Annotated in this window: 13 protein-coding genes and 4 tRNA genes; all 17 read right to left on the bottom strand. The window is 55.3% G+C overall.

Annotation, left to right across the window (positions count from 1 at the left end; translation table 11 throughout):
- Window positions 1-7: 7 nt before the first annotated feature.
- The 17 genes from rpsG to birA all read right to left on the bottom strand — a co-directional run bounded on the left by rpsG (window position 8) and on the right by birA (window position 15906).
- On the bottom strand, window positions 8-478 hold the full coding sequence (gene rpsG / locus AOA60_RS11905; protein ID WP_002555493.1) for a 30S ribosomal protein S7: 471 nt from the start codon (window positions 476-478) through the stop codon (window positions 8-10).
- A gap of 118 nt (window positions 479-596) precedes the next feature.
- Window positions 597-968 carry a 30S ribosomal protein S12 gene (gene rpsL / locus AOA60_RS11900; protein WP_002555494.1) on the bottom strand — a complete coding sequence of 124 codons (372 nt, stop codon included), beginning with the start codon at window positions 966-968 and terminating at the stop codon, window positions 597-599.
- 216 nt (window positions 969-1184) lie between these two features.
- A complete protein-coding gene (rpoC, locus tag AOA60_RS11895; RefSeq protein ID WP_099584605.1) occupies window positions 1185-5384 on the bottom strand; it encodes a DNA-directed RNA polymerase subunit beta' in 4200 nt (1399 codons plus the stop codon).
- Between the two features lie 64 nt (window positions 5385-5448).
- The gene (rpoB, locus tag AOA60_RS11890) at window positions 5449-9522 is read right to left on the bottom strand and encodes a DNA-directed RNA polymerase subunit beta (protein ID WP_032884533.1); all 4074 of its coding nucleotides are present in this window, start codon (window positions 9520-9522) and stop codon (window positions 5449-5451) included.
- A 219-nt stretch (window positions 9523-9741) separates the two neighbouring features.
- Complete coding sequence (gene rplL, locus AOA60_RS11885) at window positions 9742-10107, bottom strand: 50S ribosomal protein L7/L12 (RefSeq protein WP_053138313.1); 366 nt, start codon at window positions 10105-10107, stop codon at window positions 9742-9744.
- A gap of 78 nt (window positions 10108-10185) precedes the next feature.
- Window positions 10186-10686 carry a 50S ribosomal protein L10 gene (rplJ, locus tag AOA60_RS11880; protein WP_003232405.1) on the bottom strand — a complete coding sequence of 167 codons (501 nt, stop codon included), beginning with the start codon at window positions 10684-10686 and terminating at the stop codon, window positions 10186-10188.
- A gap of 200 nt (window positions 10687-10886) precedes the next feature.
- The gene (gene rplA / locus AOA60_RS11875) at window positions 10887-11582 is read right to left on the bottom strand and encodes a 50S ribosomal protein L1 (RefSeq protein ID WP_028618134.1); all 696 of its coding nucleotides are present in this window, start codon (window positions 11580-11582) and stop codon (window positions 10887-10889) included.
- Complete coding sequence (rplK, locus tag AOA60_RS11870) at window positions 11582-12013, bottom strand: 50S ribosomal protein L11 (protein WP_003176435.1); 432 nt, start codon at window positions 12011-12013, stop codon at window positions 11582-11584. The genes rplA and rplK overlap by 1 nt, the downstream gene beginning before the upstream one ends.
- 117 nt (window positions 12014-12130) lie before the next feature.
- The gene (gene nusG, locus AOA60_RS11865; RefSeq protein WP_003176436.1) at window positions 12131-12664 is read right to left on the bottom strand and encodes a transcription termination/antitermination protein NusG; all 534 of its coding nucleotides are present in this window, start codon (window positions 12662-12664) and stop codon (window positions 12131-12133) included.
- Between the two features lie 9 nt (window positions 12665-12673).
- Window positions 12674-13042, bottom strand: coding sequence for a preprotein translocase subunit SecE (gene secE / locus AOA60_RS11860; RefSeq protein WP_003194658.1), 369 nt, complete (start codon window positions 13040-13042; stop codon window positions 12674-12676).
- A 45-nt stretch (window positions 13043-13087) separates the two neighbouring features.
- Window positions 13088-13163 (bottom strand) — tRNA-Trp (locus AOA60_RS11855).
- Between the two features lie 164 nt (window positions 13164-13327).
- Window positions 13328-13403, bottom strand: a tRNA-Thr gene (locus AOA60_RS11850).
- Between the two features lie 25 nt (window positions 13404-13428).
- Window positions 13429-13502, bottom strand: a tRNA-Gly gene (locus AOA60_RS11845).
- 24 nt (window positions 13503-13526) lie between these two features.
- Window positions 13527-13611, bottom strand: a tRNA-Tyr gene (locus AOA60_RS11840).
- A gap of 142 nt (window positions 13612-13753) precedes the next feature.
- Window positions 13754-14200: a hypothetical protein gene (locus tag AOA60_RS11835; RefSeq protein WP_099584604.1), complete on the bottom strand. Its 447-nt coding sequence runs from the start codon at window positions 14198-14200 to the stop codon at window positions 13754-13756.
- 7 nt (window positions 14201-14207) lie between these two features.
- Complete coding sequence (locus AOA60_RS11830; protein ID WP_099584603.1) at window positions 14208-14957, bottom strand: pantothenate kinase; 750 nt, start codon at window positions 14955-14957, stop codon at window positions 14208-14210.
- Window positions 14947-15906 (bottom strand): bifunctional biotin--[acetyl-CoA-carboxylase] ligase/biotin operon repressor BirA, encoded by a 960-nt coding sequence (gene birA / locus AOA60_RS11825; protein WP_099584602.1) that lies wholly within the window; start codon window positions 15904-15906, stop codon window positions 14947-14949. Before birA ends, AOA60_RS11830 begins: the two co-directional genes overlap by 11 nt.
- Between the last annotated feature and the right edge of the window lie 187 nt (window positions 15907-16093).

The following is a 16093-nucleotide window of genomic DNA, read 5'->3' as shown; positions in this document are numbered from 1 at the left end:
GCTAAGATTAGAAGCGGTAGTGCGAGAAAGCTTTGTTAGCTTCAGCCATACGGTGCACGTCTTCACGCTTCTTAACAGCAGCACCTTTACCTTCAGCAGCGTCCAACAGTTCGCCGGCCAAACGCAGAGCCATAGACTTCTCGCCACGCTTACGGGCGAAGTCTACCAACCAGCGCATTGCCAGAGCGTTACGACGGGACGGACGAACTTCGACCGGAACCTGGTAAGTAGCACCGCCTACACGGCGCGACTTCACTTCGACCAGCGGAGCGATGGCGTCGAGAGCTTTCTCGAAGATTTCCAGGGGGTCGCTGTTCTTGCGCTCTTTAACCTTTTCCAGCGCGCCATAAACGATACGCTCGGCAACGGCTTTCTTGCCGCTTTCCATCACGTGGTTCATGAACTTGGCCAGGATTTGGCTTCCGTATTTTGGATCGTCAAGCACTTCGCGCTTGGCTGCTACGCGTCTTCTTGGCATGGATAAGCCCTCAAACGGTCTTCAGGTTCGTTCGGAATCGGTGCCCTTTCGGGACGCCTCCGACCTTACTCTTATCGACTCAGAAAATAAGATGATTCAGTTTTACAAAAAGCCGCTACTACTTAGGCTTCTTGGTACCGTACTTCGAACGACCCTGGTTACGACCTTTAACGCCGGAAGTATCCAAGGAGCCGCGTACGGTGTGGTAACGAACACCTGGCAAGTCTTTTACACGACCGCCGCGGATCAGTACCACGCTGTGCTCTTGCAGGTTGTGGCCTTCACCGCCGATGTACGAGGAAACCTCGAAACCGTTGGTCAGACGCACACGGCATACTTTACGCAGTGCCGAGTTAGGTTTTTTCGGCGTGGTGGTATACACACGGGTGCATACGCCACGACGTTGCGGGCAGTTCTGCAGCGCAGGTACGTCGGATTTCTCGACGATACGCTTACGCGGCTGACGTACCAGCTGGTTGATAGTTGCCATCTACTAGCTCCACTGTTGTCTTGCGACGCTATTGTCTTGCAAGAAAAGCAAAATGGCAGGAACGAATTCCCGCCAAATTTAGGGGTACAAGAGTCTAAAGAGGATCTTGTCCCCAGTCAAGGCAAGGCCCCGACCTCCCCACTCGTCGAACCGGGGCAAAACTGCCTCGATCCGACGAATGGGGCTGCCAGGGCCCAGTCTTATCTAGCGCAGAACTCAGTTACCGCTTGAGTTCAGTGCTTCGGTCAGTGCAGCTTCCACTTCACTGGCGCTAACGCGCAGCGGCTTGTCAGCATCACGGCGACGCTTACGCTCGCTGTGATAAGCCAAACCGGTACCCGCCGGGATCAGACGACCCACGACCACGTTCTCTTTCAGGCCGCGCAGGTAATCGCGCTTGCCGGTTACCGCTGCTTCGGTCAGTACACGAGTGGTCTCCTGGAAGGAGGCCGCCGAGATGAACGATTCAGTGGACAGCGACGCCTTGGTGATACCCAGCAGCACACGAGTGAACTTGGAAACGAATTTCTCGTCGCCAGCCAGACGCTCGTTTTCTACCAGTACGTGAGTCAGTTCCATCTGGTCGCCCTTGATGAAACTGGAATCGCCGGATTCAGCGATTTCAACTTTACGCAGCATCTGACGCAGGATGGTCTCGATGTGCTTATCGTTGATCTTCACGCCTTGCAGGCGATAAACGTCCTGGATCTCGTTAACGATGTACTTGGCCAGCGCACTTACACCCAGCAGACGCAGGATGTCGTGTGGATCGCTCGGGCCGTCGGAGATAACTTCGCCGCGGTTTACCTGTTCGCCTTCGAAGACGTTCAGGTGACGCCACTTTGGAATCAGCTCTTCGTACGGATCGGTACCGTCGTTCGGGGTGATAACCAGGCGGCGCTTGCCCTTGGTCTCTTTACCGAACGCGATGGTGCCGCTGACTTCTGCCAGAATCGACGCTTCTTTCGGACGACGAGCTTCGAACAAGTCGGCAACACGCGGCAGACCACCGGTGATGTCGCGAGTCTTCGAAGTTTCTTGCGGGATACGCGCGATAACATCACCGATCGCGATCTTCGCACCATCCGCTACACCGACCAGGGCGTTGGCTGGCAGGAAGTACTGAGCGATTACGTCAGTGCCTGGCAGCAACAGATCCTTGCCGTTGTCATCGACCATCTTCACGGCAGGACGGATGTCTTTACCGGCAGCTGGACGATCTTTGGCGTCGAGTACTTCAATGTTGGTCATACCGGTCAATTCGTCAGTCTGACGCTTGATCGTGATGCCTTCTTCCATGCCCACGTAGGTCACGGTACCTTTCATTTCGGTAACGATTGGGTGAGTGTGCGGATCCCACTTGGCCACGATAGCGCCAGCGTCGACCTTGTCACCTTCTTTAACCGAAATCACAGCACCGTACGGCAGCTTGTAGCGCTCACGCTCACGACCGTAGTCATCAGCGATGGCCAGTTCGCCGGAACGGGACACAGCAACCAGGTGACCATCCACTCGCTCAACGTGCTTGAGGTTGTGCAGACGGACGGTACCGCCATTCTTCACCTGAACGCTGTCCGCAGCGGAGGTCCGGCTTGCCGCACCACCGATGTGGAACGTACGCATGGTCAGCTGGGTACCCGGCTCACCGATGGACTGGGCAGCGATAACGCCGACCGCTTCACCGATGTTCACCTGGTGACCACGAGCCAAGTCACGGCCGTAGCACTTGGCGCAGATGCCGTAGCGGGTTTCACAGCTGATCGGCGAGCGAACGATCACTTCGTCGATGCTGTTGAGTTCGATGAACTCGACCCACTTTTCATCTACCAGGGTGCCGGCAGGAACGATAATTTCCTCGGTACCTGGCTTGAATACGTCGCGTGCAATAACACGACCCAATACGCGCTCACCCAGCGGCTCTACAACGTCACCGCCTTCAATGTGCGGAGTCATCAGCAAGCCGTGCTCGGTGCCGCAATCGATCTCGGTTACAACCAGATCTTGTGCAACGTCTACCAGACGACGAGTCAGGTAACCGGAGTTAGCGGTTTTCAACGCGGTATCCGCAAGACCCTTACGAGCACCGTGAGTGGAGATGAAGTACTGGAGTACGCTCAAACCTTCACGGAAGTTCGCAGTAATCGGCGTTTCGATGATGGAACCGTCCGGCTTGGCCATCAGGCCACGCATACCGGCGAGCTGACGGATCTGCGCAGCAGAACCCCGTGCGCCCGAGTCGGCCATCATGTACATCGAGTTGAAGGATTCCTGGTCAACTTCGTCGCCGTGACGGTCGATGACTTTCTCTTTCGAGAGGTTGGCCATCATCGCCTTGGAGACTTCGTCGTTGGCCTTGGACCAAAGGTCGATCACTTTGTTGTACTTCTCGCCCTGTGTTACCAGGCCCGAGGCGTACTGGCTTTCGATCTCTTTCACTTCATCGGTTGCAGCTGCGATGATGCGGGCTTTTTCATCCGGGATAACGAAGTCGTTAACACCGATGGAAACGCCGGAGATGGTCGAATAAGCAAAACCGGTGTACATCAACTGGTCAGCGAAGATCACGGTCTCTTTCAAACCAACCACGCGGTAGCACTGGTTGATCAGCTTGGAGATCGCCTTTTTCTTCATCGGCAGGTTGACGACGTCGTAGGACAGACCTTTTGGCACAACTTGATACAGCAGCGCACGGCCGACAGTGGTGTCGACGATACGGGTGCCGCTCACGCTGCCGCCGTCACGGTCGTTGACGGTTTCGTTGATCCGCACTTTGACCTTGGCGTGCAGTGCGGCTTCGCCGGCACGGAACACACGGTCAACTTCTTGCAGGTCAGCGAACACACGACCTTCGCCTTTGGCGTTGATCGCTTCACGGGTCATGTAGTACAGACCCAATACAACGTCCTGCGACGGAACGATGATTGGCTCACCGTTGGCTGGCGACAGAATGTTGTTGGTCGACATCATCAACGCACGCGCTTCCAACTGGGCTTCCAGTGTCAGCGGTACGTGCACGGCCATTTGGTCGCCGTCGAAGTCGGCGTTGTACGCAGCGCAGACCAGAGGGTGCAGCTGGATAGCCTTACCTTCGATCAGTACCGGTTCAAACGCCTGGATACCCAGACGGTGAAGGGTCGGTGCACGGTTGAGGAGAACCGGGTGTTCGCGAATCACTTCAGCAAGAACGTCCCAAACCTCTGGCAGTTCGCGCTCGACCATTTTCTTGGCCGCTTTGATGGTGGTCGCGAGACCGCGCATTTCCAGCTTGCCGAAGATGAACGGCTTGAACAGCTCAAGTGCCATCTTCTTAGGCAGACCGCACTGGTGCAGACGCAGGGTCGGGCCTACGGTAATTACCGAACGACCGGAGTAGTCAACACGCTTGCCGAGCAAGTTCTGACGGAAACGACCTTGCTTACCCTTGATCATGTCAGCCAAGGATTTCAGAGGACGCTTGTTCGAACCCGTGATAGCGCGGCCACGACGGCCGTTGTCGAGCAGTGCATCGACCGCTTCTTGCAACATACGCTTTTCGTTGCGCACGATGATGTCCGGAGCGGACAGATCAAGCAGACGCTTCAAGCGGTTGTTACGGTTGATCACGCGACGGTACAGGTCGTTGAGGTCGGACGTTGCGAAACGACCACCATCCAACGGTACCAGAGGACGCAGGTCTGGCGGCAGAACCGGCAGAACGGTCAGCACCATCCACTCTGGCAAGTTGCCGGAACCTTGGAAGGCTTCCATCAACTTCAGACGCTTGGACAGCTTCTTGATCTTGGTTTCCGAGTTGGTTTGCGGAATCTCTTCGCGCAGACGGCCAATCTCGTGTTCCAGGTCGATAGCGTGCAGCAGTTCGCGGACAGCTTCGGCACCCATGCGGGCATCGAAATCGTCGCCGAACTCTTCCAGCGCTTCGAAGTACTGCTCATCGTTCAGCAGCTGACCTTTTTCAAGGGTAGTCATGCCTGGATCGATAACGACATAGCTCTCGAAGTAGAGAACGCGCTCGATATCACGCAGGGTCATGTCCATCAGCAAGCCGATACGGGACGGCAGCGATTTCAGGAACCAGATGTGGGCAACCGGCGAGGCCAGTTCGATGTGCGCCATACGCTCACGACGAACCTTGGCCAGCGCGACTTCAACGCCGCACTTCTCGCAGATCACGCCACGGTGCTTCAAGCGCTTGTACTTACCGCACAGGCACTCGTAATCCTTTACCGGGCCAAAGATCTTGGCGCAGAACAGGCCGTCACGCTCAGGTTTGAACGTACGGTAGTTGATGGTTTCCGGCTTTTTAACTTCACCGAACGACCACGAACGGATCATCTCAGGCGATGCCAATCCAATACGGATGGCGTCGAACTCTTCGACTTGACCCTGGTTTTTCAGCAAATTCAGTAGGTCTTTCAAGGCCTTTCCTCCTGGCGGAGCAGAGAGCGGGCTAAATAGCCCCGCTCTCGATTCGCGTCACGTGTTATTCGGTTTCCAGATCGATATCGATGCCGAGGGAACGAATTTCTTTGATCAACACGTTGAAGGACTCGGGCATGCCCGGCTCCATACGGTGATCGCCGTCCACGATGTTTTTGTACATCTTGGTACGACCGTTCACATCGTCCGACTTCACTGTGAGCATTTCTTGCAGAGTGTATGCAGCACCGTATGCTTCCAGTGCCCAGACCTCCATCTCCCCGAAACGCTGACCACCGAACTGAGCCTTACCACCCAGCGGCTGCTGGGTAACCAGGCTGTACGAACCGGTAGAACGAGCGTGCATCTTATCGTCTACCAAGTGGTTCAGCTTCAGCATGTACATGTAGCCAACAGTAACCGGGCGCTCAAACTTGTTGCCGGTACGGCCGTCGAACAGCTGCATCTGGCCGCTTTCTGGCAGGTCTGCCAGTTTCAGCATGGCCTTGATTTCGCTTTCCTTGGCACCGTCGAACACCGGGGTAGCCATTGGAACGCCGCCGCGCAGGTTCTTCGCCAGATCCAGGATTTCCTGGTCGGAGAAGGTGTCCAGTTCTTCGTTGCGACCGCCGATCTCGTTGTAGATCTCGTGCAGGAACTTACGCAGGTCTGCGACCTTGCGCTGCTCTTCGATCATACGGTTGATCTTCTCGCCCAGACCTTTGGCCGCGAGGCCCAGGTGGGTTTCAAGGATCTGACCAACGTTCATACGCGAAGGTACGCCCAACGGGTTGAGGACGACGTCGACCGGGGTGCCATTGGCATCGTGCGGCATGTCTTCAACCGGCATGATCACGGAGACCACACCCTTGTTACCGTGACGACCGGCCATCTTGTCGCCCGGCTGGATGCGGCGACGGATTGCCAGGTAAACCTTGACGATTTTCAGCACGCCTGGAGCCAGGTCATCGCCCTGCTGCAGTTTGCGCTTCTTGTCTTCGAACTTATCGTCCAGCAGACGGCGGCGATCAACGATGTAGGCCTGGGCCTTCTCGAGTTGCTCGTTCAGAGCATCTTCAGCCATGCGCAGCTTGAACCACTGGCCGTGCTCAAGACCGTCGAGGATTTCGTCGGTGATGTCCTGACCTTTCTTCAGACCTGCGCCGCCTTCGGCCTTGTGGCCTACCAGAGCGGAACGCAGACGTTCGAAGGTCGCGCCTTCAACGATACGGAACTCTTCGTTAAGGTCCTTGCGGATCTCGTCGAGTTGAGTCTTCTCGATGGACAGTGCACGAGCATCACGCTCAACGCCGTCACGGGTGAAGACCTGTACGTCGATGACAGTACCTTTGGTACCGGTAGGTACACGCAGGGAGGTGTCTTTAACGTCGCTGGCTTTTTCACCGAAGATCGCACGCAGCAGCTTCTCTTCCGGAGTCAGTTGGGTCTCGCCTTTCGGAGTGACCTTACCAACCAGGATGTCGCCTGCGCCTACTTCAGCACCTACGTAAACAATACCGGCTTCGTCCAGCTTGTTCAGTGCAGCTTCACCCACGTTCGGGATGTCTGCAGTGATCTCTTCAGGCCCAAGCTTGGTATCACGTGCCACACAGGTCAGTTCCTGAATGTGGATCGTGGTGAAGCGGTCTTCTTGAACAACACGCTCGGACAGGCAGATGGAGTCTTCGAAGTTGAAGCCGTTCCATGCCATGAACGCGATGCGCATGTTCTGACCCAGAGCCAGTTCACCCATGTCGGTGGACGGACCGTCGGCCATGATGTCGCTACGCTGAACGCGATCACCCTTGCTCACCAGCGGACGCTGGTTGATGCAGGTGTTCTGGTTCGAGCGGGTGTATTTGGTCAGGTTGTAGATGTCGACACCGGCTTCGCCAGTTTCAACTTCGTCATCGGCAACGCGAACCACGATACGGCTGGCGTCAACGGAGTCGATCACGCCGCCACGACGAGCCACGACGCAAACGCCGGAGTCACGGGCTACGTTACGCTCCATGCCGGTACCTACCAGCGGCTTGTCAGCACGCAGGGTCGGTACAGCTTGACGCTGCATGTTGGAACCCATCAACGCACGGTTGGCGTCATCGTGCTCCAGGAACGGGATCAGCGACGCTGCAACCGAAACTACCTGCTTCGGCGAAACGTCCATCAAGGTGACGTCTTCCGGCGCCTTGACGGTGAACTCGTTCAAGTGACGAACAGCTACCAGTTCGTCGATCAGGACTTTCTTGTCGTTCATCGTGGCCGAAGCCTGAGCGATCACGTGATCAGCTTCTTCGATAGCAGACAGGAACACGATCTCGTCGGTGACCAGAGCGTCTTTCACCACACGGTACGGGCTCTCAAGGAAGCCGTACTGGTTGGTGCGCGCATAAGCGGCCAGGGAGTTGATCAGACCGATGTTCGGACCTTCCGGCGTTTCGATCGGGCATACACGACCGTAGTGCGTAGGGTGAACGTCACGAACCTCAAAGCCTGCACGCTCACGGGTCAGACCGCCCGGGCCCAGTGCAGAAACACGGCGCTTGTGGGTGATCTCGGAGAGCGGGTTGTTCTGGTCCATGAACTGCGAGAGCTGGCTGGAACCGAAGAACTCTTTCACCGCCGCAGCCACTGGCTTGGCGTTGATCAGGTCTTGCGGCATCAGGCCTTCGCTTTCTGCCATCGACAGACGCTCTTTGACCGCACGCTCAACACGTACCAGGCCAACGCGGAACTGGTTCTCAGCCATTTCGCCTACGCAGCGAACACGACGGTTACCCAGGTGGTCGATGTCATCGACGATGCCTTTGCCGTTACGGATGTCGACCAGAGTCTTCAAGACCGCAACGATGTCTTCCTTGCAGAGCACGCCCGAACCTTCGATCTCGGTACGACCGATACGACGGTTGAACTTCATCCGGCCGACCGCAGACAGGTCATAACGCTCAGGGCTGAAGAACAGGTTATTGAACAAGGTTTCGGCTGCGTCTTTGGTAGGTGGCTCGCCAGGACGCATCATGCGATAGATCTCGACCAGCGCTTCCAATTGGTTGCTGGTGGAGTCGATCTTCAGGGTGTCGGAGACGAACGGACCGCAGTCGATATCGTTGGTGTACAGAGTCTCGATACGAACAACCTGAGCCTTGGCAATCTTGGCCAGGATCTCAGTGTTCAGCTCGGTGTTGCACTCAGCCAGGATTTCTCCAGTAGCAGGGTGAACGATGACTTTGGCGGTCGTGCGACCCAGGACGTAGTCCAGAGGCACTTCCAGCGATTTGATGCCGGCTTTTTCGATCTGGTTGATGTGGCGCGCAGTGATACGACGACCCGCTTCAACAATGACCTTGCCATTTTCATCCTGAATGTCCAGGACCGCAATTTCACCGCGCAGACGCGAAGCAATCAGCTCAAGGCTTAGAGTTTCATCCTTGAGGCTGAACACGTTGGTGGTATAGAAAGCGTCCAGCACTTGCTCAGTGGTGTAACCGAGCGCGCGCAGCAGTACCGAGGCCGGCAGCTTGCGACGACGGTCGATACGCACGAACACGCAGTCTTTCGGGTCGAACTCGAAGTCCAACCACGAACCGCGGTACGGAATGATGCGTGCGGAGTACAACAGTTTACCGGAGCTGTGCGTCTTGCCGCGGTCGTGGTCAAAGAACACGCCCGGGGAACGGTGCAGCTGGGAAACAATTACACGCTCGGTACCGTTGATAACGAAGGTACCGTTCTCAGTCATCAATGGGATTTCGCCCATGTAGACTTCTTGCTCTTTGATGTCCTTGATCGCTTTGTTCGACGATTCTTTGTCGAAAATGATCAGACGGACTTTTACCCGCAAAGGTACGGCGTACGTAACGCCACGCAACACGCATTCTTTGACATCAAATGCCGGTTCGCCCAGGCGATAACCGACGTACTCCAGCGCAGCATTGCCGGAGTAGCTGATGATCGGGAAAACGGATTTGAAGGCCGCATGCAGGCCCACGTCGCGGAACTGATCTTTGGTCGCTCCCGCCTGCAAGAATTCACGATACGAATCCAGCTGGATAGCCAGAAGGTACGGGACATCCATGACGTCCGGCAACTTGCTAAAGTCCTTGCGGATACGTTTTTTCTCAGTATATGAGTAAGCCATCAGCGTTCCCCAGCTTGGTCACCTGCTTGTTTGGCCCCTCCGACGGGAGCAGCCAGAAAATCTTGCAAACCCCATGGTTTGCACCACCGCATCGGGTGGCTACAGCGCGTTAATGGCGGCGACCGAGTCGACAGCCAAGAACGGAAAAAGGCCGGTGGCAAGAGCCACCAGCCATCAGCCTTCAGCTTAACGCTTGGGCTGGAGACGCAATGTCGATGCTTACTTCAGCTCGACTTTAGCGCCTGCTTCTTCCAGAGTTGCCTTGGCTTTGTCGCCTGCATCTTTGGTCACTGCTTCCAGAACCATAGCAGGAGCGCCGTCAACTACAGCCTTGGCTTCTTTCAAGCCCAGACCGGTCAGTTCACGTACTGCCTTGATCACGTTTACTTTCTTCTCGCCAGCTTCCAGCAGCATGACGTTGAATTCGGTTTGCTCTTCAACAACGGCAGCAGCAGCAGCTGGGCCAGCGGAAGCAGCGGCAGCGGAAACGCCGAATTTTTCTTCGAAAGCTTTGATCAGCTCAACAACCTGCAGAACCGACATTTCAGCTACGGCGTTGAGGATATCGTCTTGGGAGATAGACATTGCTGTATTTCCTGAATTGGGGGACGGCCTACGCGGCCATCGAAATAAACAAAAATACGCGAGAGAATTTGCTCAGCCTTAGGCTGCGGCAGCTTCTTTTTGCTCGCGAACTGCAGCCAGAGTACGAGCCAGCTTGCTGGTAGCGCCTTGAATCACGCTCATCAGCTGCGAAATGGCTTCGTCGCGGGTCGGCAGTGTTGCCAGTACGTCGATTTGGTTAGCTGCGAGGAACTTGCCCTCGAACGCAGCTGCCTTGATCTCGAACTTATCCTGACTCTTGGCGAATTCCTTGAACAAACGGGCAGCAGCGCCTGGATGATCCTTGGAGAACGCGATCAGAGTCGGGCCTGTGAACACGTCGTTGAGGACACTGTATTCAGTGTCAGCAACGGCGCGCTTGAGCAGGGTGTTACGTACAACACGTACGTATACGCCAGCTTCACGAGCCTCTTTACGGAGTCCGGTCATAGCGCCTACTGTCACACCACGGGCATCAGCCACGACAGCGGACAGAGCAGCTTTGGCAGCCTCGTTGACTTCAGCGACGATGGCCTTCTTGTCTTCGAGATTAATTGCCACGGGTTTAACTCCTGCTTGTTACCGTTTCATCTGGCCGGAGCCGGATGTCGTTTTGGTGTCTGATTCGGTAAGGAACCGGGAGCACCATCTGCGTAGGCTTTTGGTTTAAGACTTGCGTCGCCTACGGTCTTGGATAGCCCCCGCCAGGCAGGGACCCCAATTTTTTCCAATTGACGCAATCGCTTGCGCCAATCTGTGTCTTATACGTCCAGCGAGCCTTGGTCGATGACCAGACCTGGGCCCATAGTGGTGCTCAGGGTAACGCGCTTGACGTAGATACCTTTCGAGGAAGCTGGCTTGATACGCTTCAGATCAGCGATCAGGGCTTCAACGTTTTCCTTCAGCTTGACGGCGTCGAAGCCGACTTTGCCAACGGAGGTGTGAATGATGCCGTTTTTGTCGGTGCGATAACGAACCTGACCAGCCTTGGCGTTTTTAACCGCGGTAGCTACGTCTGGAGTTACGGTGCCGACTTTAGGGTTAGGCATCAGGCCGCGCGGGCCCAGGATCTGACCCAATTGACCTACAACGCGCATTGCATCCGGGGAAGCAATAACTACGTCATAGTTCAGGTCGCCGCCTTTCATTTCGGCAGCCAGGTCGTCCATGCCAACGCGATCAGCGCCAGCGGCCAGAGCTGCTTCAGCAGCTGGACCTTGGGTGAAGACGGCTACACGTACAGTCTTGCCAGTACCGTGTGGCAGCACAGTAGCGCTACGAACGACCTGGTCGGATTTACGTGGGTCAACACCCAGGTTTACAGCAACGTCAACAGACTCGCTGAACTTGACAGTCGACAGCTCGGTCAGCAGAGCAGCAGCGTCTACAAAGCTGTAGGACTTGCCCGCTTCGATTTTGCCGGCGATAGCCTTTTGGCGCTTGGTCAGCTTAGCCATTACACACCCTCCACGTTAAGGCCCATGCTACGAGCAGAACCGGCGATGGTACGCACGGCTGCATCCATATCAGCTGCAGTCAGATCCGCGTTTTTGGTTTTCGCGATTTCTTCCAGCTGAGCACGAGTTACGGTGCCAACCTTAACGGTGTTAGGACGAGCGGAACCGCTAGTCAGACCAGCAGCTTTCTTAAGCAAAACCGAAGCCGGGGTCGACTTGGTTTCGAAAGTGAAGCTACGGTCGCTGTATACAGTGATGATCACTGGAGTCGGCAGACCTGGCTCAAGACCCTGAGTACGGGCGTTGAAAGCCTTGCAGAATTCCATGATGTTCACGCCGTGCTGACCCAGAGCTGGACCAACAGGTGGGCTTGGGTTGGCCTGAGCGGCCTTCACTTGCAGCTTGATGTAAGCGGTAATCTTCTTGGCCATGAGGCACTCCAATTACGGGTTCAAACGCCTCGAAAGGCTCCCCGGTTACTTGCGCGTTTATCCCAGTGACGACAAAACCCCACAGCCTAAGGCTGCGGGGTTGGGATGCTTATTCAGCTAGACCTTCTCGACCTGGCTGAACTCCAACTCTACCGGAGTAGAGCGACCGAAAATGAGCACCGCCACTTGGATCCGGCTCTTTTCGTAGTTAACTTCTTCGACAGTACCGTTGAAATCAGCAAACGGACCATCTGTGACACGAACAACCTCACCCGGCTCGAACAACGTCTTCGGCTTAGGCTTGTCGCTACCATCAGCAACACGACGCAGAATTGCTTCTGCCTCTTTGTCAGTGATTGGAGCAGGCTTATCAGCAGTACCGCCAATGAAACCCATGACACGAGGAGTGTCCTTGACCAAGTGCCAAGTACCTTCATTCATGTCCATCTGAACCAGCACATAGCCAGGGAAGAACTTACGCTCACTTTTGCGCTTCTGACCATTCCGCATTTCAACCACTTCTTCAGTGGGAACCAGAATTTCGCCGAAGCCATCTTCCATGCCTGCCAGCTTTACGCGCTCTAGCAAAGAGCGCATAACATGCTTCTCGTAACCCGAGTAAGCATGCACAACGTACCAACGCTTAGCCACGGGACACCCTTAGCCAACAATCAAGGAAACAAGCCAGCCGAGGAGGGAATCAAGCCCCCACAACAGCAACGCCATAACCAGAACAACAGCCACAACAATCAACGTGGTCTGCGTGGTTTCTTGGCGAGTCGGCCAAACGACTTTACGGATTTCGGTGCGAGCTTCCTTCACCAGAACCGCGAAAGACTTGCCTTTGGCAGTCTGCAAGCCTACAAAGGCAGCTACAGCAGCAAGAGCAAGCAAAGCGAGAACGCGGTACAGGATCGGCGAAGCAGAGTAGTACTGATTGCCAACAACGCCTACGACCACCAATGCGACCACAGCGAGCCACTTGACGAGATCGAAACGAGAGCTTTGAGCTTCAGCCTTAGGAGTCATCTATGAAGATCCTGTGAAAAGAAAGCCAGACACACCACGTGAATCTGGCAGGTCAGGAGGGAATCGAACCCCCAACCTACGGTTTTGGAGACCGTCGCTCTGCCAATTGAGCTACTGACCTAAAACAAAATCAGGCCGACCATTATGCAGGCCTGAAAAAGACTTTACAACAACCAACCCCACTAGACTTGAAATCACCTGACAACATCATCGCCAGATACAACACCCTCAAGCCGAGGCAGCTGTTAAAACAAAGGCAGATATTTTCATATCTGCCTTGTTATATGGAGCTCTTGAGCGGATTTGAACCGCTGACCTCACCCTTACCAAGGGTGTGCTCTACCAACTGAGCTACAAGAGCAAAACACCTGCACAACCTGCAAACTTGGAGCGGGTAGCGGGAATCGAACCCGCATCATCAGCTTGGAAGGCTGAGGTTCTGCCACTAAACTATACCCGCGGAGCTTGCAGCTCACGCTAAAAATGGTGGAGGGGGAAGGATTCGAACCTTCGAAGTCGTAGACGTCAGATTTACAGTCTGATCCCTTTGGCCGCTCGGGAACCCCTCCTAAGCGAGCCGGCATTTTACATCACGCCGACCTTCTGTCAAGCATTTTCTCATTTAAATTATGAGGTTAGCTGCATTGACGTCACTTCCCATCAAATCCCCCTAAAGGTCTTCACTGCGAAGCGGGCGCCATTCTATTCAAACTATTCGACAGTTGCAATGCCTTCGCACAGCATTATTTTATGTTTTAACTCATTGAATTCCTTAGCAAGGTTTTCAAAGGGCAGATCCTCAGCCAGACGCCTGCTTTCCGGGGCAACCCGGAGCCAGTAACCCTGGGCATCAGGCAAGCTCAGCAACTGAATCCTGACCTTTATATCCAGGCTGGTGAGGCGCTGCTCGACAGATTGCGCCTGGCGCTGATCTACAAAACCACCAATATACAAACAGGTATTTTGCGCATCAGACGCCTTTGCCCGCTCCCTGCGGGCCACGGCGTCAGAGGACTCGCTCAGCAGACGAATATCCTGCTGGCTGCCTCGATAGAGACTCAGAGGAGTGACATCTTTAGCGCGCAACGGCGCCTCTTGTTGATGCCATATGTAGTAAAAAGCGTTGAGGATCAGTAAAAGCAAAAACAGCCAACGCATAAACACCTCAAGATAACGGGCACGCCATCGCCAAACCAACGAAAATCAGATCAGGAACGAGCCGAGCCTGCGGCACAGCATCCAATACCAGATCAGCGTCGCCGCCTGTCAGGAACACGGCGAAGTCATCGCCCCAGTAGCTCCTGGCCAGCTCCAACTGGGTCAGCACAAACCCTCTTAGCATCAACGTACAGCCCCGCTCTACAGCTTCGACCGTGGTGCGACCCGGTGACAGGCACTCCAAGGCCCTTTCAGCGGCGGCATCGCCATACCGGATCTTGCGCGTATGCGTTCGCAGCTGATTCCTCATGAGAGACATACCCGGACAAATGAAGCCCCCCAGGTGCTCTCCATCCGCAGCTATAAAATCTGCCGTCGCCGCCGTACCAAAGTCCAGGACCAAGCAAGCGCCGGATGCCAACTTAAATCCACCAAGCATCGCCAACCAGCGATCGAGCCCCAAGCGCTCGAAATCTTCGTAGCCGTTACGCACCCCAGCCATTTCACGAGCTGAAGCAGCGCAGGTAACAGCAACACCAAATGCATCCACAAGCGCCGCGACCAGCTTGTCTGTCTCCTCCAGCGCACGCACACTCACCAGCCGGCAACGCGTCAGCAACAGGCCAGGCACCGCCAGTAGACTATCAACCAATGCCTCATCAGAACTTGCCACACCTTCTATCGCTACACCAGCCAGACTCGAACCGAGCACACGCCACTTGATAAAGCTGTTCCCACAGTCGAGCTCAAGAATCATCACGCAACCTCAGGCTTAACTCACCACCACTGTATATTTTCTCAATGCCATCGACACTTAAGCGCAACGCACCTTGACGATCAACGCCCAGAACAAATCCATCGACCTCATTGACACCGGCTATGAGCGACACCGCCCTGCCCTGCCAAGCATGGCTTGCCTCCCATTCATCCTGAAGCGCGGCAAAACCTAATGCCCTGTGCCGATCCAGGTACCGCTGCAACTGCAGACCAAGACGGGCAACCAACGAATTGCGATCAACAGGAGAGCCCGTCTCCAACTGCACCGATGTCCATTGCTGGTCAACCTCATCAGCCTTCTGCATATTGACGTTGATACCTATTCCGAGGACAACGTGGCAGATATCCGCAGGGTCCCCTACGAGTTCCAGCAAGATCCCGGCAATTTTCTTATGTCCAACGAGGACGTCGTTAGGCCATTTCAAAGCAGCAGCCTGAACTCCCGATTCACGTAGGGCTTGCATGACTGCCAACCCAACCACAAGGCTTAGCCCCTCCAGTTGCCGCAGACCGCCCTCAATACGCAAGACGAGGCTGTAATACACATTCTGAGCAAACGGACTGACCCACTTTCGACCACGCCTGCCTCTTCCCGCCGTTTGCTGTTCCGCAAGCACTAGGAAGGGGGTTGCGCACTCGACACCCGCAAGGCGCAAAGCTTCAGCATTTGTTGAGTCGATGGAATCGTAGACATGGATAGGCCACGCCAAAGCAGGCGCATGTTGCCGAATTTCCGCAGCGCTCAAGAAAACAAGAGGAGAAGCCAATTGATACCCCTTCCCTCGAATCCTATGAACGGGCAGATTCAATTCGGCTTCAAGGTGCTGGAGCTGCTTCCAAACAGCACTGCGACTAACGCCCAGGGCAGCACCAAGCGCTTCTCCGGAATGGAACCGGCCATCTTTCAGAAGTTCTAACAACGTCAGCATGCAAGTATCGCCTCACAATGAGGCACGCATGATAGCCATGCGCAGGGGCATTGCATAGAAAGGCGGACGCTTGGCATTGAAGCGCACTCCGAGCAGCGCGTCGGACTTTCCGACCGCCCAAAACAAAACCCCATCTGCTTTCGCAAATGGGGTTTCGGAATTTAATCTTGACGATGACCTACTCTCA

It is taken from the genome of Pseudomonas sp. 2822-17, from assembly GCF_002742485.1.
In the GTDB taxonomy this organism is placed as follows: Bacteria; Pseudomonadota; Gammaproteobacteria; order Pseudomonadales; family Pseudomonadaceae; genus Aquipseudomonas; species Aquipseudomonas cyclaminis.
Note: the sequence above shows the minus strand (reverse complement) of the source record. Positions and strands in the feature narration are given on the sequence as shown.